Origin of the sequence: Paenibacillus sp. MABNR03 (assembly GCF_050455445.1) — a bacterium.
Taxonomy (GTDB): Bacteria; Bacillota; Bacilli; order Paenibacillales; family Paenibacillaceae; genus Paenibacillus; species Paenibacillus xylanilyticus.
The window spans coordinates 218,849-237,954 of sequence record NZ_JBCIYR010000001.1; the positions used below are offsets into that span (position 1 = coordinate 218,849).

Consider the following 19,106-nt stretch of genomic DNA (forward strand, 5'->3'; position numbering starts at 1 on the left):
CGCATTGGCAAAGGCAAGCAGTCAGGGTTTGACTGGAAGACAAAAAGCAGCAATTTTGTTGATTACATTAGGTCCGGAAGTGTCAGCGCAAATCTTCAAACATCTGCGTGATGAGGAGATTGAACAATTAACATTGGAAATTGCCAATGTTCGCAAAGTCGATGCTTCAGAAAAAGATATGATTATGGCTGAGTTTCACCAGATCTGTCTTGCTCAGGAATACATTTCTCAAGGTGGTATTACTTACGCGAGAGAAATTCTGGAGAAAGCGCTCGGATCGCAAAAAGCGCTTGAAGTTATTAATCGTTTGACAGCTACGCTGCAGGTTAGACCATTCGACTTTGCACGCAAAGCTGATCCAAACCAAATTTTAAACTTTATCCAGAATGAAAGTCCGCAGACGATCGCTTTGGTGCTATCCTATCTGCAATTTGAGCAGGCAGCAGCAATTCTATCATCGTTGCCTCAGGAAAAGCAGGCCGATGTAGCTCGAAGAGTCGCTGTCATGGACAGTACATCCCCTGAAGTTATCTCTCAGGTGGAGCGTGTATTGGAACAAAAGTTATCTTCAACGGTTACTCAGGATTACACAAATGCAGGCGGTATCGAGTCGATCGTACAGATTCTGAACGGAGTCGACCGGGGTACGGAGCGTACCATTCTGGACTCTCTGGAGATTCAGGATCCGGAACTCGCCGAGGAAATCAAAAAACGCATGTTTGTATTCGAAGATATTGTCAATGTGGACGACCGTTCGATTCAACGCATTATCCGCGATATCGACAACGCAGACTTGCAGCTTGCACTCAAAGTGGCCAGCGAAGAAGTACGGGATGCGGTGTTCCGCAATATGTCAAAACGGATGTCCGAAACATTCAAGGAAGAAATGGAATTCATGGGACCTGTTCGGTTGCGTGATGTGGAAGAAGCCCAGACTCGTATCGTAGGAACGATCCGCAGACTGGAAGAAGCTGGTGAGATCATTATTGCTCGCGGCGGAGGAGATGATATCATTGTCTAATTTGATTAAATCTTTCCAGTATGTACCCGTTGATGACCGCAAACGCCTTGAAAACCATCATAACTATGGTGGATCTGAAACAGCGGAATTTGATAGTGAATCAGAAGGATCAGAGGCTGCGGCGTTGCAGGCACGTGTAGACGAAGAGACGAAACGTCTGACTGCGGAGATGCTGGAAGATGCGAAGGAGTTTGCAGAAAAGCAGGTACGTGAAGCCTCCGAGGAAGCGGAGCGCATGCTTAAAGAAGCCCGTGAGCAGATCGATATCTGGTGGCAGGAGCAGCGTGAGCAGGATGAGCATTTGACTGAGGCGCTGCGCTCACAAGGTTTTCAGCAGGGTTTTGATGAAGGCAAAGTACAAGCTGAACTGGATCTCCAGGTGCAGATCGAACAGATGATGAAAGAAGCTCAGGAAGTACTCCAAGAGGCTTACGTAGCAAAAGATCAAATTATTCAGGAAGCTGAGCCATTTCTTGTTGAACTGGCATGTGGTATTGCTGAAAAGGTCATTGATAAACAACTCACAGTTGAACCGGATCATACCCTTGAATTGATTCGTCAGAATTTGGCACGCAAACGTGAACAAGGAATGATTGCCCTATGTGTTGCTCCAGAGCAATTTGCTTTTGTACAAGCTGCGCGTGAAGAGTTGTCCTTGTCGATCGACTCACAGGCCGAACTCCAGATTTTGCCGGATGCAACGGTGAAAGACAAAGGCTGCGTGATTCGTTCGTCTTTCGGAAGCGTGGACGCCCGTATCGATACACAACTGTCCGAAATTAAAAAAGAACTGGTCCGCATAGCACTTGAGGATGAGGGGCGAAAAAATCAACATGAAGGTTCTTAGTTCACAGCGTTATATGGAGCATTTACGCCAATTTGATCCTGTCCGGATTAATGGTAAGGTCACCCAGGTTATCGGTCTCATGGTGGAATCGGAAGGGCCAGATGCGAGCATCGGTGATGTATGCTACATCTACCCGGGGAAATCGGAAAAACCGATTCAGGCCGAAGTCGTTGGTTTTCGGGATAACAAAGTACTACTGATGCCTTTGGGTGAATTACAGTCGATTGGTCCCGGATGCGATGTCGTAGGTACCGGGAAGCCACTTGGAGTCCAGGTTGGTTCAGAACTGCTGGGCAAAGTGCTTGATGGACTTGGGCAGCCGCTGGATGGTTCCTTGCTTCCTTCAAGAATGCCGATGTTTTCGACATCAAACAAACCTGTAAATCCGATGGAACGGCCGCGGGTACTGGAGACGATGGGTGTAGGTGTTAGAGCCATTGACGGTCTGTTGACTGTTGGTAAGGGTCAGCGGGTTGGTATTTTTGCCGGCTCCGGTGTTGGTAAAAGTACCTTGATGGGCATGATTGCTCGCAATACAGCAGCTGATGTGAATGTCATTGCACTCGTAGGTGAACGGGGACGTGAGGTGCGTGACTTTATCGAACGTGATCTGGGACCAGAAGGATTGGAACGTTCAGTCGTCATTGTTGCAACTTCAGACCAACCCGCGTTAATTCGAATTAAGGGAGCAGTCATTGCAACCACGATTGCGGAATACTTCAGGGACAGAGGCATGAATGTCATGTTAATGATGGATTCCGTTACTCGTTATGCCATGGCTCAAAGGGAAGTCGGACTTGCTGTGGGTGAGCCTCCAGCGATGAGAGGTTATACACCTTCTGTATTTGCAAGTTTGCCTAAATTGCTCGAGCGTGCGGGGACAGGACCAACCGGCTCCATTACAGCATTTTATACGGTGCTCGTGGATGGTGACGATATGAATGAACCGATTGCGGATGCTGTCAGGGGTATTCTGGATGGCCATATTGTACTGAATCGCTCCATTGCTAACAAAGGTCATTTTCCAGCGATTGATGTGCTTGCCAGCATTAGTCGTGTCATGAAAGACATAGCACCTGAAGAACAGCTCGAAGCTGTTAATAATATGAAGCGATTAATGGCTGTATACAAAGAATCCGAGGATTTGATCAACATTGGTGCGTATCAGAGAGGCTCGAACGCAGCGATTGATGAAGCAATGGATCAGATCGAAAGTATATGGAACTTTACCAAGCAAAAAGTGGATGAAAAAGTAACACTGAGTGAAGTGCAGGAACGTTTGATTCTTGAATTTGCAAGGAGATGAAAGGTTAAACGATGAAATTTCGATATCATTTCCAAAAGGTTGTTGACCTGAAAAGCAATGAAAAAACACAAGCGGAGTGGATGTTATCCACAGCGATCGGCAAACTTCAAACGGAAGAAGAACACCTTTTACAACTGATGAATGATAAAAATAATCTGATTAGCGTCATTCAATCCGCAACGGAGAGCAGAGCTTCAGTATCCAGTCTGCAAGAAATGCAGCGATACGTTTATCACCTGGATGAGTGCATTTCCAAAAAGAATTCGGATGTTAAACACGCACAGGTCAATGTACAGCAGAATCAGACGTTCTTGAACGGTAAAATGGTTGATGAAAAAGTGTGGCTTGAAGCGAGGGACAAGGCCAAAATCAAATTTCAGCAGGAGATGCTCCTCCGGGAACAGAACGATCTGGACGAGATGGCTACTGTACGCTTCGCTGCCAAGGCCGGACGCGCAATTTGATGTGCTTCGGAAGCGAAGTTGTCTCGTGAAGGAGGAATGAACAATGGCTGTTAAAGATACAGATATCGAAAAAGAGTCAGGCGGCGGTTGGGAAAAATTTCTAATGATCTCGATTCCAATTGTCTTCACCGTAGTGCTGCTCGGTGTGCTGCTCACCTTATTTAATGTGGATATTCGCAACAACATGCTTGAGGTAGCTAACAAAATTCCGGTCGTTAAGGATTGGGTACCTGATCCTGTATTGGATCCGGAAAAAGAAAAGCTGGACGAAAGCGAGAAACAAGTTGAAAGTGCTGAAGCAACAATCGAAAAACTGAAGTCTCAGGTAGCGGCAAAAGAAACAGAACTTCAGGCAGCGAAAGAGGCTACGACGACAGAAGCAAAAAAAGCAAGCGATCTGCAAGCAAAATTGGATGAAGCGGAAAAAGCAGCAGAAGCTGCGGCAGCGAGTAACTCTGAGACGGAGTCGGATTATCAGAAACAGATTAAGGATTTGGCCAAGATGTACGCGGACATGAGTCCGAGCAAAGCAGCTCCTATATTACAGAACATGACCAATGAAGAGATGGTTTTGCTTCTGAGTTCAATGCAGTCAACTGCGCGTACAAAAGTTTTAGAGAAAATGGATCCGAAAACGGCTGCAGATGTCACCATGATGATGAAGGACGCCAAACCATCCGGTGATTTGGCATTGGATGCATTGCAATCCAGATTGAAGAAAGAAACGGCCGCAACCACAACGACGTCAACGAGTAACTCGAAAAACCTGGACAAAACACAGCTTAGTCAAACATTCTCGTCAATGTCAGCTTCCAGCGGTGCCAAGTTGCTTTTAGAGACATACAAACTCAGCCCGGATAAAACGCTAACCATTTTGAACTCGGTAGACGATGCTACACGCTCACAGTTGCTGGAGAACATGTCCACAGAGAATTCTGCTGAAACGGCCAAGATCTTAAACCGCTTGATGGGCAATAAGTAAGGTGGGATGCGGTTATTACCGGAAGGAGGTGAAACAAATGTCGATCGTATATCAAATGACTTCTGCATCTTCATCCAAGGCAGCAAGTGCAGTGCAAACCTCGTCTGGAACGCAATCCAAAGGTACAGTTACAGGGAGCAACGGTGAATTCTTGCAAACACTGGCACAGACACTGAATGCAAGTACTTCTGAAGAAAATAACTCGGCAGCTGCTGGGGGGTTATCTGTAAATCCGCTAGCTATAGCATTTGCATCCGGTGAAGAAGGGGAACAAACTTCTCTTGCAGATATTTTAGATTCACTGTTTGCTGGCTTGGATTCGCTCGATGAAGCTTTGGAAAATGATCCAATATTACTGGCGGATTTACAGAATCTGATTCAACAGATGTATGTACAACTAAATGGTGGTTCGGCAGAAACAGAGAATTCTGATGAGACTGTAAATGTACTGGAAGCCGTTAAAGCTGCACCAGTAATGGATCTTACCGAGCATCCATCAGCCGTTCGCTTTGTGTTGCAGGATGTCCTGACTCAGATGGTTGCAAGCATGTCTGAACCGAATAGTCCGATTGCCAAAAATACAACTGAGTTCAAACAATTGCTTCAAACTCTCCAGAATCAGTTACAGGAGGCTGGAGTTGATCTGAGCAACAACAAAGGGTGGACAGATCTTAAAACTGTCATTGACTCAATAGACACATTAAAAGATCAGGTTGTTCCAACAAAAGTTACCCCGTCCTCGGAAAAAGACTTGACTGCTATGTCTGCTCCGAATACCAGAATTAAAGTGGCAGGTGAAGAAGATACGAACACCTCGGTTACTGTCAATGATGGTGGAGAAGTAGATCATTCAAAAGTCATTACAGCCGGGGAGTTATCCATGCGAACGTCAGGCACAACGGTAGCTAAGCCAGCTGAACCCGTAATGCAAGCATCGCAGTTTGCAAAAGAAATGACGCAATTTGTGGTGAATAAGCTGGATATCGTTCAGCAAAAGGGGTTTTCCGAAGCTACAATCTCACTTCGCCCAGAACATCTGGGTAAGCTGGATGTACAGATTACTTTGCAAAACGGACAGTTGGTTGCACGCTTCATGACAGAACATACGATGGCGAAGGATATGCTTGAACAGCAAATGACACAGCTTCGTGCCTCGCTTCAATCCCAAGGGATCCAAGTGGAACGAATTGAGGTCACTCAGAGCAGCTCCCTAGGATCTGAAATGTATCATGATGGGGGACGTCAACAAGGAAATAACTCGCAGGATCAGCGCCGGTCACGAGAACGGGAAGAGCAATCGGATGATGCAATAACTACGGCAAATCTTCAGGAGGAACTGCGCAATTGGCGCAGTGAAAGTGAGGAAGGGAACGACTTCCAGGGAGGATCGTTTACTGCTAAAGCTTAATCGGAAATGAGGTGAAAATATGGCTACTGAAATTGTTTCTACCAATAATACTTGGCCTAACTATTCGGCCGCAAACAAGGCAACAACTAGTGCAGCTACAAAGGAGCTAGGGAAGGATCAGTTCCTTAAAATTCTAATCACCCAACTTCAGAATCAGGATCCGATGCAGCCTATGGAGGATAAGGAATTTATTGCTCAGATGGCTCAGTTCAGTTCGGTTGAACAACTAGTTAATATCTCATCCCAACTTAAAGCGCTGAATCAGTCTCTTGGTGCAGTTTCAAGCATGATCGGGCGAGAAATCAGCTGGCTTTCTTCTAATAAAGAGGACAACGGAACGCTTCGTCAGGGGATTGTGGATTCAATCATCGTACGGGATGGTGTACAGTACGCTAAAGTGGGCGAAGACGAGATTGAACTGAATGAAATTATTCAGGTTGCAAATCCCACTCAAAGTGAAGAAGAATCCCAGAGTCAAAGTATTGCAGATGTTTCAGCACCAGTGAGTGAAAGTGAGGAAGCTGAAAAGTCGGTTCAAGATAGTGGGAACACATTATGAGTGATCGAATAACGGTAGGACAACTATATACAGGGCCAGTAACGCCTAACCTGCTTAATCGTGTCAAACAGAGCGAGACAACTCTCACTCCAGAAAGACCTTTTGCCCAGGTGCTTGAGGATAATCTTCTTAAGCTTAGCAATCATGCAGCCAAAAGATTGGAACAGCGTGGAATTGAGCTAAAAAGTGAGCAGATGCGGCAGATTGGAACTGCACTGGACAAGGCTGCTGCAAAAGGCGCAAAAGAGTCTCTCATCCTGATGCAGGACATGGCCTTTATCGTCAATGTCAAGAATCGCACTGTCGTTACCGCCATGGATAGTGAAAGCATGAAGGATAACGTGTTTACACAAATAGATAGTGCTGTAATCATTTCTTAACCGGCTGGCCCTTCTCGGGAGCCGGAATACCGCTGACCGACTGATGCGGTAACCAAATTATGGCTGGGAGGATTTTTTAAAATGTTAAAATCGATGTACTCTGGTGTTTCCGGGATGCGGGGTTTTCAAACAAAACTTGATGTCATTGGTAATAATATCGCAAACGTAAACACCGTTGGCTTCAAAGGCAGTCGTGTTATGTTTAAGGATATTATGAGTCAAACCACAGCGGGAGTAACAGCCCCGACAGATACTCCAACCGGTGGTGTGAATGCGAAACAAATCGGTTTAGGTGTGTCTGTAGGTTCTATTGATACATTACATCTTGCAGGAAGTCCAATGACAACAAACAATCCCACAGATTTGCGAATTAACGGAGATGGCTTTTTCCTTGTTTCCATGGGAGAGGATCAGGAAATTCCATTTTTAACTCGTGCTGGAGATTTTCATGTAGATGCGGCTCGTAATCTCGTTACATCAGACGGCCTCTTCGTATTAGACAGTGAAGGTGCACCGATCACGATTGCAGATGATGTTGTTTCTTTTACGATCGGTCAAAACGGTATGATTAACCAGACTATGGCTGATGGAACCATCGAAAGTGAAACTCAGCTGGGAATTGGAAAAGTTGTCAACCCTGAAGGGTTAGAAAAAATAGGCGGCAACCTTTACCGAATGACGGCTAATGCTAATCCTGATGGCACTCTTGATACATTAACAGCGAATGATGCTGAAAACGGAACTGGTTCAATCATTGCAGGTCAACTGGAAATGTCCAATGTAGACCTTACAGGCGAATTCACAGAGATGATCGTGGCCCAACGTGGCTTCCAGGCGAACTCGCGGATCATTACAACATCGGATGAAGTGCTTCAGGAAGTTGTTAACCTGAAACGTTAATAACTAATTAGCAAATTTTAATGCGTGGGGGGGCTTGCTCCTCCACATTGATCGAGGGGGCTTAGCATGATTTCGGTTACGCGGTTAAACGGTTCTCCCATGTGGTTAAATGCGCTGATGGTAGAGATTGTGGAAGAAACGCCGGATACGTATATTACTCTGGTGACTGGGAAGAGACTGATTGTCCTTGAAAAGGCCGATGAAGTCATTTCCAAAATCAAAGATTACAACCGTGAAATCGGGGTTCAGGCAGCCACTATCAAAGTGCAGCAAACGGAGGAATCCTGATGAAAAAGATGATGCCCTGGCTCGCAACGATATTGCTGGCCATAACACTCATTGTGGTGGTTGTGTTTGTATTTATGCAGGGACAGGTAGGAAACAAAGCGGAGAAAGATGTAGCTTCGGCTGCAGAGGTTAAAAAGATGACTGCTGATGAAATTGTTGAGGTGACTTCTGAAATTACAGACATCAAAACAAATTTGGCAGATACCAATCACATCGTACAAGTTAACCTGGCTTTTAAAATGGCCGATGCCGCAGCAAAAGAAGATTTTGAGAAAATCAAAGAAATCACTGTAAAACCAATTATTGTTCAAACTTTTGCGGATGCACAGCCAGAAGAATTAAAAACAGCCAAGGGGCGTTCTCAGTTTAATGAAAAACTTACAAAACTGATCAATGAGGCACTGCCTGAACCGAAGCTGAGCAGCACGAACTTTACTTATTTTTTGATGGCATCAATGTAATGAACAGAGCACGCTGTAAAACGGTAAGGGGGTGAGAACATGGTGGATGTATTATCACAAAATGAGATTGATGCCCTATTAGCAGCACTTTCCTCAGGTGAGATGGATGCCGAGGAACTGAAAAAGGAAGAAACTCAGAAAAAAATTAGATCGTATGATTTTAAACGGGCGGTACGCTTTTCCAAAGATCATATTCGAAGTTTGACTCGAATTCACGAAAACTTTGCACGCTTTCTCACCACTTATTTTTCAGCCCAATTGCGGACTTTCGTTCAAATTAACGTCGTTCAGGTCGAACAGTTGCCCTATGATGAATTTATACGTTCAATTCCTAAAATGACGATATTAAACATATTTGAAGCAGAACCATTACAAGGTCGAATGGTACTGGAAGTCCACCCCAATGTTGGTTATGCGATGTTGGATCGATTGCTGGGAGGTACAGGAAGTGCACCGACTAAAATAGCTTCAATGACTGAAATTGAGACGACGATTATGGAGCGGATCTTCAGCCGCGCGTTCGAAAGTTTGCAGGAAGCCTGGAAGACGGTGCTGGACATATCACCTAGAATGGAAGCGCTGGAGACCAATCCGCAGTTTATGCAGATTGTATCACCTAACGAAACGATCGCACTGATCTCGCTTAGCACCAAAATCGGTGACACCACAGGCATGATCAATTTGTGTATCCCGCATGTCGTTCTTGAACCCATTATGTCAAGGTTGTCGACACATCAATGGTTTGTTTCAGAGAAAAAAACGAGGGCTCCTGAAGAGTACGATGCTCTTAGAGAACGTGTGAATAAAGCCAAATTGCCGATTGTAGCTGAGTTGGGAGAATCCAGGATTTCGATCTCGGAATTCCTAGGCCTATCGGTTGGCGATGTTATTACGTTAAACAAACCGGTTGAAGAGGGATTATCCATCAAAGTTGGCGACAGGTTGAAGTATATGGGCAGTCCGGGAACGATTAAAGACCGTGTGGCTGTGCAAATAGACAAGATTGTCACCGAAGGAGTTGAAGAATTTGACGAGTAAGGATTATTTGTCCCAAGAAGAAATCGATGCTTTGCTCAGGCAATCCGAATCGATGAGCAGCACGGAACCGGTTGAAAAAACGGTTGACGACTTTTTGACTGAGCTTGAACAAGATGCATTGGGGGAGATTGGTAATATTACATTCGGTAGCGCTGCGACAGCTTTGTCCACGCTATTGGGATTGAAAGTAGATATTACTACACCGAAAGTATCCATCATCAGCCGTTCGCAATTTGAGGAAGCTTTTCCCAAGCCGCATGTTGCGGTACATGTGAATTATGTGGATGGATTTGAAGGAATTAATTCACTTGTGATTAAAAAGCGTGATGCCCAAGTCATTGCTGATCTGATGCTCGGGGGTGAAGGCAATCCTGCAGATGAAGAACTGAACGAAATCCATATTAGTGCAGTTCAGGAAGCCATGAATCAAATGATGGGTTCATCTGCAACCTCCATGTCTACGATCTTCAATCGATTTGTAAATATCTCTCCACCAGGCATTGATATTCTTAACATGGAAAGTGGCGAGGGTGTCAGCAGTCTTCCGCATGACGAGACGTTGATTCAAGTTTCGTTCCGTCTCCTGATTGGTGATCTGATTGACTCCAATCTGATGCAGCTTTTGCCTGTTGATTTCGCCAAACATATGGTGGACATGTTGATTGGTGGTGCACAGGAATCAACGGCTAATGCACCAGTAACAACACCATCACAGGCGACACCGGCAGCAGCAGCTCCACCAGTGGCACCTGAGCCACCAGTTCAGCAACAAGTGCCTCCACAGGCTACTCAGCCGCCTGCTCCAGACTATAACGGATATGGACAGGCACCAATGGGCATGCCACAAGGAATGCCGCCACAACAGCCTTATGGCATGCCTCCGCAGCAACCATACGGTGCACCACAGCATTACGGCGGAATGCCGAACAGGAATGTAAATGTACAACCAGTCCAGTTTGCTAATTTACAAAATGGGGCTTACGGTCAAGTGGACGAAAATAATTTGAATTTATTGATGGACATTCCCCTTAAAGTCACCGTAGAATTAGGAAGGACCCAGAAGCAAATTAAGGATATATTGGAACTCTCACAAGGTTCAATTGTCGAACTGGATAAACTGGCCGGCGAACCTGTCGATATTTTGGTCAATAACAAACTGATCGCCAAGGGAGAAGTTGTCGTCATCGATGAAAACTTTGGTGTTCGTGTTATAGATATCGTAAGCCAATGGGACCGAATTCAGAAATTACAATAAGCACAATTTAGGGAGGACTTGAATCAAGATGGCAAACCGAATTTTAGTCGTGGACGACGCTGCATTTATGAGAATGATGATCCGGGACATTTTGTCCAAAAACGGATACGAGGTCGTTGGCGAGGCTCAGGATGGAGCACAAGCAATTGAGAAATTTAAGGAACTTCGTCCTGATCTGATCACGATGGATATCACCATGCCTGAGATGGATGGGATCGCAGCACTGAAAGAAATCAAGAAAATCGATGCGAACGCTAAAGTCATTATGTGTTCAGCTATGGGACAACAAGCAATGGTAATTGATGCAATTCAGGCTGGTGCCAAAGATTTCATCGTTAAGCCATTCCAGTCTGACCGGGTCATCGAAGCAATCAGCAAAACGCTGGGAGTTTAAGACACATGATGATGGCGCAGGGTGGAATTCCTGGAGAAGCTGACGTTGGGACCAACTATTATTTTCAGCTTGTATGGGTGATTGTCGTCCTGGCCGTCATCCTGGTCCTTATCGTTTACCTGCTCCGTTTTTTGAACAAACGAAATCAACAATGGTTTCGAAGCGGCACAGTCCGTATTTTGGGTGGTGTGGGGCTGGGGCCCAACAAGTCTCTGCAGATCATAGAAATTGGTGGCAATGTCTATTTGGTTGGCGTAGGCGAGAATATACAATTGCTGGACAAAATCTCGGATCTGGAAGAGGCGCAAAGAATTGTTGATTCATTTGAGAGAGAAGCTTCTTCACAACAGGGAAGCCTTTCACCGATAATTAACAAGTTGGCAGCCCGCTTGCGTAAGAAAGAACCGCCACGGGAAATGGAAATTGAGGACACAGCCTCTTTTCACGAACTGTTCGAGTCGAAACTTCGGCAGATGCCTAACCGAAAAGAAAAGATGGAAAAGCTCCTGGAAGAAGACAATACTACAGATCGGTCGAGGGATTCATGAAGAAAAAGATTTGGCTAGCATGTTGTTTGATGGGGCTTATCAGCCTGGCATCTGTGACGGTCGCCTTTGCCGAACCGATACCGAACATCGATATTCAAATCGGAAGCGGAGATGGGGGAACACCTAGTACGAGTTCTCTGTCCATTATTCTCTTAATTACGGTGCTAAGTATAGCGCCTGCAATACTGGTGTTAATGACCAGTTTCACCCGAATTGTTATCGTTCTCGGTTTTATACGGACATCCTTGGGAACGCAACAAATGCCGCCCAATCAGGTGCTTGTCGGTTTAGCGCTCTTCCTGACACTGTTTATCATGTCACCGACACTGTCTTCTATTAATCAGGTAGCACTTCAACCCTATCTCAAAGGAGACATCACGCAAACGGAAGCGCTTGAAAAGGCTCAGGATCCCATAAAGAAATTTATGTTCTCCCATACCAGGGAGAAGGATTTACTGCTATTTATGAAATATAATCAGACCGAACAACCGGAAACTTATCAAGACATACCGATCACTGTCATGGTGCCAGCGTATGCAATAAGTGAATTGAAGACAGCATTCCAGATGGGATTTATGATATTCATACCATTCCTGGTCATAGACATCGTGGTTGCAAGTACGCTAATGGCTATGGGGATGATGATGCTTCCACCGGTCATGATCTCATTACCATTTAAGATATTGTTATTTGTCCTTGTCGATGGCTGGTATCTTGTAGTGAAGTCACTGTTGCTGAGCTTTAACACATGAGCAGGAAAGTTAAAGGAGGACGGTCATGACTTCAGAATTTATTATAGGTCTGGCCGGGAAAGCAGTATATACGTCACTGCTGGCCAGCGCACCCATGCTTATACTGGCTCTAGTTGTGGGTCTCATTATCAGTGTATTTCAGGCAACAACCCAAATTCAGGAGCAGACATTAGCCTTTGTTCCTAAAATTATTGCCGTACTTTTGGCAGTGCTCTTATTTGGGCCATGGATTTTAAATATTTTGGTAGATTTCACGTATAACATTCTTGATAATTTATACAGATATATAGGGTAGGCTTTCGCCGATGGAGACATTGCTGCAAAGTTTTCCTGTCGCTCTGCTTATGTTTTGTCGAATTGCATCATTTTTTGTAACTGCACCAGTGTTTTCAGCTCGAAATGTCCCGAATTCCATTAAGGTGGGTTTATCGGCATTTGTGACATTAACGGTTTATGTCGTTTATGGCATGAATCAGGAAGTGCCTACCGATCTGAGTTACATCCTATTGATTATCCGAGAGATACTAATAGGTTTGCTGCTAGGGTTTGTAGCCTATTTGATCATGACAGCTGTGCAGACCGCTGGAACATTTATTGATCTTCAGATTGGCTTTGGTATGGCGAATGTTTTTGACCCGATGACGGGGGCTTCCGCACCGCTGACAGGTAATTTCAAATACGCTTTTGCTATGCTGCTTTTCCTGACGATGAATGGTCACCACTATCTTCTGGATGCCATAGTTTACAGCTATCGCTGGATACCGTTATCCAATGCCTTTTTCATACGATTGGCCGATGGGAGTATTGCTGAGTTTCTCGTTCATACGTTAGGGGAGGCCTTTATGCTTGCCTTTCAAATGTCGGCACCTATTGTAGTGGCTTTGTTTTTGACGGATGTGGGACTGGGCTTTCTGGCTAAAACTGCTCCTCAATTCAATGTGTTTGCTGTCGGTATGCCGTTAAAGGTCCTGGTGGGGATCGCCATATTGCTTTTGATGGTTCCGAGCTTCGCCTTTGTATTTGGCCAATTGTTCGAAGCAATGTTTAGATCTATGGAAAAATTGCTTGGGACGATCGGACAGAGGCCAGGTTAAAGGAAACGGAGGACAGGATTTAAAATGAAATTTCAACTGGACCTTCAGTTATTCGCAGGGGAGAAGACAGAGAAAGCCACCCCGAAAAAAAGGCAGGATACGCGCAAAAAGGGACAGGTTGTCAAAAGTATGGAGATCTCTGGGGCATCCATTCTCCTGTTCACCTTTTTAATCATGATGGTATTTAGTAACTTTTACAAAGAACGCATCGTCCGGTTATTCACGGATATCTTTATGAATCGACTGAGCTTGGAGATCACCGGCGAGAATGTAATGGCCCTTATGATGCGTTATGGCATTGAAGTGATGCTGCTGCTTGCCCCCGTACTGCTTGGTGCTGCACTTGTCGGATTGATAGTCAATTATATGCAGGTTGGTTTTCTCCTTGTAGGAGAAGGATTGAAGCCAAAGCTTGAAAAGCTAGATCCAATCAAAGGATTCAAAAACATTTTCTCACTCCGCTCGTTGGTGGAGTTTGCAAAATCCATTTTGAAAATGTTGATTATCGGATACCTTGTTTACAGTACGATTATAAGTTACCAATCGGAAATTGCATCGCTTTCTCATTATTCTCTGGATGCCATTTTACATTTTTCAGCTTCAATCACCCTGAATCTGGGTGTCAAGATTGCTGTTGCCTTAATGGTACTTGCAGTATTCGACTACATGTATCAGAAATATGATTACGAGAAAAACATTCGGATGTCCAAGCAGGACATCAAGGATGAGTACAAAAAAATGGAAGGTGACCCGCTGATCAAAGGTAAAATCAGGGAACGACAGCGTCGTATGGCTGTACAGCGCATGATGCAAGAAGTTCCCAATGCAGATGTGATCATCACGAACCCGACGCACTTTGCGGTTGCGCTAAAGTATGAAGGTTCCGAGATGGAAGCACCTCAGATTGTTGCCAAAGGTCAGGATTACGTCGCCTTGCGCATTAGGGAAATTGCCAAAGAGCACGGTGTCATTACAATGGAAAACAAGCCGCTGGCACGGGCATTGTTCCAGAGGGCCGAGATTGGCGACGCCATACCGGCTGATTTGTTTCAAGCGGTAGCCGAAGTGCTGGCTTATGTATATAAATTAAAGGGCAGAACGAAATAAAAGGGATCGGAGGCCGTACATTCATTGAAAACTAAAGATATTGCTGTCCTTGCGGGTATCATCGGCATTGTGTTGATGATGATTCTCCCGATCCCAACCTGGTTGTTGGATATGCTGCTTGTTGTCAACATTTCACTTGCATTGATGATACTGCTCGTTGCAATGAACAGCAAGGAAGCGTTGCAATTCTCCATCTTTCCGGCACTGCTGTTGATTACGACACTGTTTCGATTAGCTTTAAATATTTCAACAACGAAGCTGATTCTCGGAAATGGAGACGCGGGATCTGTCGTAGCAACGTTTGGTAGCTGGATCGCAGGCGGTCAGATTGCTATTGGTTTTATCGTCTTTCTTATACTGGTCGTTGTTCAGTTTATCGTTATCACCAAGGGGTCAGAACGTGTAGCAGAAGTTGCAGCTCGTTTTACACTCGATGCGATGCCTGGTAAACAGATGAGTATTGATGCGGATTTAAATGCAGGCTTGATCAATGAGCAACAGGCGCGTGAGCGTCGTTCCAAAATTGAGAGAGAAGCTGATTTCTACGGAGCAATGGACGGGGCGAGTAAATTCGTAAAAGGAGACGCCATCGCAAGTATTATCATCTTGCTGATCAATCTCATTGGTGGGTTTATCATCGGTATGACCGTGCATGGCCTCTCGTTTGCAGATGCATTATCCACGTACTCTGTATTAACAATCGGGGATGGATTGGTAAGTCAGATTCCTGCTCTATTGATTTCAACAGCAGCGGGACTTATCGTCACAAGAGCGTCATCCGAAGGAAATTTGGCAGATGATATTACGGGGCAGTTGTTTACATACCCGACGCTCATTTATATTGTAGCTTTTGTAATCGCAATGCTTGGTTTCTTCACTCCGATTCATGCCATAACGACAATACCTTTGGCGGGTATATTGGCATTTGCCGCTTGGAGGATGCAGAATAATCTGAAATCCAAACAGGAGGCAGAAGAACAGATGGAGGAAGAGCAGCAGATTGAAGAGGTTAGAAGTCCAGAAAGCGTAATTAATTTGCTTCAGGTGGATCCGATCGAATTCGAATTTGGATACGGTTTGATCCCTCTCGCTGATAATCAGCAGGGCGGAGATCTATTGGATCGGATTATTATGATACGTAGACAATGTGCACTTGAATTGGGACTCGTGGTTCCGGTGATACGGATTCGAGATAACATTCAATTAAGGCCTAATGAGTATGTCATTAAGATCAAGGGTAATGTGGTTGGAGGCGGTGAATTGCTGCTTAACCATTATCTGGCTATGAGTCCAGGTTATGAAGAAGAGTCTGTCACTGGTATTGAAACGACGGAACCGGCTTTTGGTCTTCCTGCCCTCTGGATCGACGAAGTGACCAAAGATCGCGCTGAGCTTGCAGGTTACACGGTTGTGGATCCTCCTTCCGTTGTTGCAACCCATCTGACGGAACTGATCAAGAAACATGCGCATGAGTTGCTTGGCAGACAAGAGACGAAAGCGCTTGTGGATAATCTCAGAGAGAACTATGCTGCACTTGTGGATGAGCTGATTCCTTCGGTTTTGGCCATTGGGGATGTACAAAAAGTGTTGGCTAAACTTCTGCGTGAGAAGATCTCGATTCGAGATATGGTCACGATCTTCGAGACACTGGCAGATTACGGGACGTATACGAAAGACCCGGATGTTCTGACAGAGTACGTAAGACAATCGCTCTCCCGTCAAATCACTCAACAGTTCTCCCAAAAAGGTGAAACGCTCAGAGTGATTACGGTTGGACCTGGACTGGAGAAGAAAATTGCCGAGAGTGTGCAGCAATCCGATCAGGGTAGTTATCTTGCATTGGACCCTGCTTCAACACAGAGTGTATATCAAAAATTGACCGAACAGGTCAATCGACTGATCCAATCAGGTCAACAACCTGTTGTATTAACTTCTCCAACCATTCGTATGTATCTGCGTCAAGTCATTGAACGTACCATGCAGGACATACCGGTACTTTCCTATAGTGAGTTGGAACCGAATGTTGAAATCCAAAGTGTCGGAGTGGTGAACTTATGAGAGTAAAACAATATATTGTTGAGACCATGCCCGAAGCGATGCTTCAAATTCGGAAAGACCTGGGAAGTGACGCTGTCATTCTGTCCACCAAAGAAATCAAGGTGGGCGGAATGATGGGAATGTTTCGCAAAAAAAGAATTGAAGTTGTGGCGGCAGTTGAAGAAGAAGAGAAAAAAGAAGCAAAAAAGCAAGTGCAGAATCCATTTACACCAGTACCGCGTGCATTTGTTCCTGAAGCGTATCGGCAAACGGCTCGTTCATTTGCAAACGAAGCTAATGAATCTCCTGCCAATGTTGCAGATCAGGATATGAATGAACAACACAAGGAGACCGCTGCCAAGTCTGGATCGAGTAACATCGAATCAGCCTTTGGGATCGGTAAATTTGATTCAAGCATGGATTATAAACCGCGACCGGAAGGAGCGGATTTTTCCGGTTCAGCATCTTCTCCCCTGCTGAAGGAAGAAAAACAGGGGCAGCAAGTTGAATTGATGTCTGAACTGAAAGACCTCAAAAGAATGATGACTCAATTATCCAAGCAGAGTGCTTTGGCTGACCCTTTACCTGAAGAGTTTCATTCTCTACGAGAACAGCTGATTGGACAAGAAGTTTCGGCAGAAGTATTCGAGTCATGGTTTGAAGCGGCTGAGACGCAGTTAAATGCAAATGTGCTGGAAGAAAAAGATATTGTCCAGTCAGTTCAGCAACAGATTTTACAGTTTCTAGAGGAACGTATTGATGCCGGCATATTACCCGGGACTCGAATTGTCTATGTTGCTGGACCTACAGGAGTGGGTAAGACAACAACTATTGCCAAACTAGCTGCTGAGCAGATGTTTAAACATCATCGCAAAGTCGGGTTTATCACTTCGGACACATACCGTATTTCAGCAGTGGAACAGCTTAGAACTTACGCTTCCATTTTGAATGTTCCGCTTGAGGTTGTGCAGTCTCCCGGAGATACACAGCGAGCGATATCCCGCCTGCAGGATTGTGATCTGATCTTTATGGATACCGCAGGAAGAAACTACAGAAACGAACTGCTGGTATCTGAGTTACAAAGCTTGCTGGCTCCTGTAGAGAATAGTGAAACATTCCTGGTCATGAGCATGACATCCAAAAATACGGATATGTTCGAAATTACTGAACATTTCAGTAAGTATGGTTTGGATAAAATCATCTTCACCAAGATGGACGAAACCGGCACGTGTGGTCCGATGATTAATCTTTTGCATCGTTTTCCGCTAAAACTTGCCTATGTGACTAATGGACAGAACGTTCCTGATGATTTGTTAAAACCTGATCCAGGGTCCCTAACTAAACAACTACTGGGAGAACTTGCACAATGAGAGACCAGGCAGCCTCACTTCGAAGTATGGTGTCAGCACCCAGAGAAGAGGACGGTATGGAGCGCAGCCGTTCTTCCAAGATCTTAACCATTGCAAGTGGAAAAGGCGGAGTAGGAAAGTCCAACTTCACTTTAAATTTTGCACTTGCATTACAAACTCTGGGGCGGAAGGTACTTGTGTTTGATGCAGATATCGGGATGGCCAATATTGATGTCCTTATGGGGACAACATCTCCCTATAATTTGTATCATTTATTGTATCGGCAAAAGTCCATACAGGAAATCATTCAGCTTGGTGCGAACGGCTTGCCCTATATAGCTGGTGGATCGGGCATGAAAGAATTATTTTCTTTGTCGGATCGTGATTTGGAGTTTTTTGCAGAGCAAGTGGAAATGATTGCACAAGAAATGGACTATGTCATTTTTGATACCGGTGCGGGGCTCTCTAGAGAGAATATGAAGTTCATCGGTGCAGCTGACGAATGTATGATTATAACCACACCTGAACCAACTTCCATAACAGATGCATATGCTCTGGTCAAAGTGATGCATGGTCAGGAAAATGCTACACCTTTTCGGATGATCGTTAACCGCGTTGAAAATGAACAGGAATCGGAACGGGTGGCCGATAAAATAGCTGGGGTAGCTAAACGTTTTTTGCAGACCGATATCCCCTTGCTCGGGTATGTTTCTGAAGATCCGAATGTCGTAAAAGCGGTGAAGAGACAGGTGCCTTATAGTCTGGCCTATCCCCAATCAAAAGCTTCCAGAGATATACAGCGACTCGCCCTTCGCTATCTGGCTGAACCTGCGGTTAACCAGTCCGGAACCTTGACAGGAATCAGGGGATTTATGAAAAAGTGGCTTAGGAAGACAACATGATTTCTGAAAAAAGG

22 protein-coding genes are annotated in these 19,106 nt (G+C 45.0%); all 22 read left to right on the forward strand.

Translation table 11 applies throughout. The annotated features are described in order from the left end of the window. The first annotated feature begins 4 nt into the window (after window positions 1–4). Window positions 5–1,021 carry a flagellar motor switch protein FliG gene (gene fliG / locus AAIH57_RS00870; protein ID WP_095287832.1) on the forward strand — a complete coding sequence of 339 codons (1,017 nt, stop codon included), beginning with the start codon at window positions 5–7 and terminating at the stop codon, window positions 1,019–1,021. After that, window positions 1,014–1,868, forward strand: a complete 855-nt coding sequence (locus AAIH57_RS00875) for a FliH/SctL family protein (protein ID WP_175396070.1) — start codon at window positions 1,014–1,016, stop codon at window positions 1,866–1,868. Before fliG ends, AAIH57_RS00875 begins: the two co-directional genes overlap by 8 nt. Next, window positions 1,855–3,174 carry a flagellar protein export ATPase FliI gene (gene fliI, locus AAIH57_RS00880; protein ID WP_095358626.1) on the forward strand — a complete coding sequence of 440 codons (1,320 nt, stop codon included), beginning with the start codon at window positions 1,855–1,857 and terminating at the stop codon, window positions 3,172–3,174. The genes AAIH57_RS00875 and fliI overlap by 14 nt, the downstream gene beginning before the upstream one ends. An 11-nt stretch (window positions 3,175–3,185) precedes the next feature. Beyond that, the gene (gene fliJ / locus AAIH57_RS00885) at window positions 3,186–3,638 is read left to right on the forward strand and encodes a flagellar export protein FliJ (RefSeq protein WP_175396069.1); all 453 of its coding nucleotides are present in this window, start codon (window positions 3,186–3,188) and stop codon (window positions 3,636–3,638) included. A gap of 43 nt (window positions 3,639–3,681) precedes the next feature. Further along, window positions 3,682–4,620: a MotE family protein gene (locus AAIH57_RS00890; protein WP_430020253.1), complete on the forward strand. Its 939-nt coding sequence runs from the start codon at window positions 3,682–3,684 to the stop codon at window positions 4,618–4,620. 37 nt (window positions 4,621–4,657) lie between these two features. After that, window positions 4,658–6,028, forward strand: coding sequence for a flagellar hook-length control protein FliK (locus AAIH57_RS00895; protein ID WP_430020254.1), 1,371 nt, complete (start codon window positions 4,658–4,660; stop codon window positions 6,026–6,028). A 19-nt stretch (window positions 6,029–6,047) separates the two neighbouring features. After that, window positions 6,048–6,587 (forward strand): flagellar hook capping FlgD N-terminal domain-containing protein, encoded by a 540-nt coding sequence (locus AAIH57_RS00900; protein ID WP_175396066.1) that lies wholly within the window; start codon window positions 6,048–6,050, stop codon window positions 6,585–6,587. Then, window positions 6,584–6,967 carry a TIGR02530 family flagellar biosynthesis protein gene (locus tag AAIH57_RS00905; RefSeq protein ID WP_430020255.1) on the forward strand — a complete coding sequence of 128 codons (384 nt, stop codon included), beginning with the start codon at window positions 6,584–6,586 and terminating at the stop codon, window positions 6,965–6,967. The genes AAIH57_RS00900 and AAIH57_RS00905 overlap by 4 nt, the downstream gene beginning before the upstream one ends. Window positions 6,968–7,048: 81 nt before the next feature. Continuing rightward, complete coding sequence (gene flgG / locus AAIH57_RS00910) at window positions 7,049–7,867, forward strand: flagellar basal body rod protein FlgG (RefSeq protein ID WP_175396064.1); 819 nt, start codon at window positions 7,049–7,051, stop codon at window positions 7,865–7,867. 66 nt (window positions 7,868–7,933) lie between these two features. After that, the gene (locus AAIH57_RS00915) at window positions 7,934–8,155 is read left to right on the forward strand and encodes a flagellar FlbD family protein (RefSeq protein WP_024630220.1); all 222 of its coding nucleotides are present in this window, start codon (window positions 7,934–7,936) and stop codon (window positions 8,153–8,155) included. Beyond that, the gene (locus AAIH57_RS00920; RefSeq protein ID WP_175396063.1) at window positions 8,155–8,616 is read left to right on the forward strand and encodes a flagellar basal body-associated FliL family protein; all 462 of its coding nucleotides are present in this window, start codon (window positions 8,155–8,157) and stop codon (window positions 8,614–8,616) included. Before AAIH57_RS00915 ends, AAIH57_RS00920 begins: the two co-directional genes overlap by 1 nt. A 39-nt stretch (window positions 8,617–8,655) precedes the next feature. Then, window positions 8,656–9,654 (forward strand): flagellar motor switch protein FliM, encoded by a 999-nt coding sequence (gene fliM, locus AAIH57_RS00925; RefSeq protein ID WP_175396062.1) that lies wholly within the window; start codon window positions 8,656–8,658, stop codon window positions 9,652–9,654. Further along, the gene (fliY, locus tag AAIH57_RS00930) at window positions 9,644–10,909 is read left to right on the forward strand and encodes a flagellar motor switch phosphatase FliY (protein WP_430020256.1); all 1,266 of its coding nucleotides are present in this window, start codon (window positions 9,644–9,646) and stop codon (window positions 10,907–10,909) included. The genes fliM and fliY overlap by 11 nt, the downstream gene beginning before the upstream one ends. Window positions 10,910–10,937: 28 nt before the next feature. Then, on the forward strand, window positions 10,938–11,303 hold the full coding sequence (locus AAIH57_RS00935; RefSeq protein WP_095287820.1) for a response regulator: 366 nt from the start codon (window positions 10,938–10,940) through the stop codon (window positions 11,301–11,303). A gap of 11 nt (window positions 11,304–11,314) precedes the next feature. Continuing rightward, window positions 11,315–11,851: a flagellar biosynthetic protein FliO gene (locus tag AAIH57_RS00940; protein WP_413035212.1), complete on the forward strand. Its 537-nt coding sequence runs from the start codon at window positions 11,315–11,317 to the stop codon at window positions 11,849–11,851. Continuing rightward, window positions 11,848–12,603: a flagellar type III secretion system pore protein FliP gene (gene fliP, locus AAIH57_RS00945; RefSeq protein ID WP_175396060.1), complete on the forward strand. Its 756-nt coding sequence runs from the start codon at window positions 11,848–11,850 to the stop codon at window positions 12,601–12,603. Before AAIH57_RS00940 ends, fliP begins: the two co-directional genes overlap by 4 nt. Before the next feature lie 25 nt (window positions 12,604–12,628). Then, window positions 12,629–12,898, forward strand: coding sequence for a flagellar biosynthesis protein FliQ (gene fliQ, locus AAIH57_RS00950; RefSeq protein ID WP_024630226.1), 270 nt, complete (start codon window positions 12,629–12,631; stop codon window positions 12,896–12,898). 10 nt (window positions 12,899–12,908) lie between these two features. Then, window positions 12,909–13,697, forward strand: a complete 789-nt coding sequence (gene fliR / locus AAIH57_RS00955) for a flagellar biosynthetic protein FliR (RefSeq protein WP_175396059.1) — start codon at window positions 12,909–12,911, stop codon at window positions 13,695–13,697. Between the two features lie 24 nt (window positions 13,698–13,721). Next, window positions 13,722–14,804 (forward strand): flagellar biosynthesis protein FlhB, encoded by a 1,083-nt coding sequence (gene flhB / locus AAIH57_RS00960; protein ID WP_175396058.1) that lies wholly within the window; start codon window positions 13,722–13,724, stop codon window positions 14,802–14,804. 24 nt (window positions 14,805–14,828) lie between these two features. Further along, entirely contained in the window at window positions 14,829–16,862 is a 2,034-nt protein-coding gene (gene flhA / locus AAIH57_RS00965) for a flagellar biosynthesis protein FlhA (protein WP_430020257.1), read from the forward strand. Beyond that, window positions 16,859–18,211, forward strand: a complete 1,353-nt coding sequence (gene flhF / locus AAIH57_RS00970; protein WP_430020258.1) for a flagellar biosynthesis protein FlhF — start codon at window positions 16,859–16,861, stop codon at window positions 18,209–18,211. The genes flhA and flhF overlap by 4 nt, the downstream gene beginning before the upstream one ends. Further along, window positions 18,208–19,092, forward strand: a complete 885-nt coding sequence (locus tag AAIH57_RS00975; RefSeq protein WP_175396055.1) for a MinD/ParA family protein — start codon at window positions 18,208–18,210, stop codon at window positions 19,090–19,092. Before flhF ends, AAIH57_RS00975 begins: the two co-directional genes overlap by 4 nt. The last annotated feature ends 14 nt before the right edge of the window (window positions 19,093–19,106 follow it).

What these genes read in the sequence shown, in the direction of transcription:
- fliI (WP_095358626.1), top strand. Translation starts at nt 1,855, where the DNA reads ATGAAGGTTCTTAGTTCACAGCGTTATATGGAGCATTTACGCCAATTT.
- fliJ (WP_175396069.1), top strand. Translation starts at nt 3,186, where the DNA reads ATGAAATTTCGATATCATTTCCAAAAGGTTGTTGACCTGAAAAGCAAT.
- AAIH57_RS00890 (WP_430020253.1), top strand. Translation starts at nt 3,682, where the DNA reads ATGGCTGTTAAAGATACAGATATCGAAAAAGAGTCAGGCGGCGGTTGG.
- AAIH57_RS00895 (WP_430020254.1), top strand. Translation starts at nt 4,658, where the DNA reads ATGTCGATCGTATATCAAATGACTTCTGCATCTTCATCCAAGGCAGCA.
- AAIH57_RS00900 (WP_175396066.1), top strand. Translation starts at nt 6,048, where the DNA reads ATGGCTACTGAAATTGTTTCTACCAATAATACTTGGCCTAACTATTCG.
- AAIH57_RS00905 (WP_430020255.1), top strand. Translation starts at nt 6,584, where the DNA reads ATGAGTGATCGAATAACGGTAGGACAACTATATACAGGGCCAGTAACG.
- flgG (WP_175396064.1), top strand. Translation starts at nt 7,049, where the DNA reads ATGTTAAAATCGATGTACTCTGGTGTTTCCGGGATGCGGGGTTTTCAA.
- AAIH57_RS00915 (WP_024630220.1), top strand. Translation starts at nt 7,934, where the DNA reads ATGATTTCGGTTACGCGGTTAAACGGTTCTCCCATGTGGTTAAATGCG.
- AAIH57_RS00920 (WP_175396063.1), top strand. Translation starts at nt 8,155, where the DNA reads ATGAAAAAGATGATGCCCTGGCTCGCAACGATATTGCTGGCCATAACA.
- fliM (WP_175396062.1), top strand. Translation starts at nt 8,656, where the DNA reads ATGGTGGATGTATTATCACAAAATGAGATTGATGCCCTATTAGCAGCA.
- AAIH57_RS00935 (WP_095287820.1), top strand. Translation starts at nt 10,938, where the DNA reads ATGGCAAACCGAATTTTAGTCGTGGACGACGCTGCATTTATGAGAATG.
- AAIH57_RS00940 (WP_413035212.1), top strand. Translation starts at nt 11,315, where the DNA reads ATGGCGCAGGGTGGAATTCCTGGAGAAGCTGACGTTGGGACCAACTAT.
- fliP (WP_175396060.1), top strand. Translation starts at nt 11,848, where the DNA reads ATGAAGAAAAAGATTTGGCTAGCATGTTGTTTGATGGGGCTTATCAGC.
- fliQ (WP_024630226.1), top strand. Translation starts at nt 12,629, where the DNA reads ATGACTTCAGAATTTATTATAGGTCTGGCCGGGAAAGCAGTATATACG.
- fliR (WP_175396059.1), top strand. Translation starts at nt 12,909, where the DNA reads ATGGAGACATTGCTGCAAAGTTTTCCTGTCGCTCTGCTTATGTTTTGT.
- flhB (WP_175396058.1), top strand. Translation starts at nt 13,722, where the DNA reads ATGAAATTTCAACTGGACCTTCAGTTATTCGCAGGGGAGAAGACAGAG.
- flhF (WP_430020258.1), top strand. Translation starts at nt 16,859, where the DNA reads ATGAGAGTAAAACAATATATTGTTGAGACCATGCCCGAAGCGATGCTT.
- AAIH57_RS00975 (WP_175396055.1), top strand. Translation starts at nt 18,208, where the DNA reads ATGAGAGACCAGGCAGCCTCACTTCGAAGTATGGTGTCAGCACCCAGA.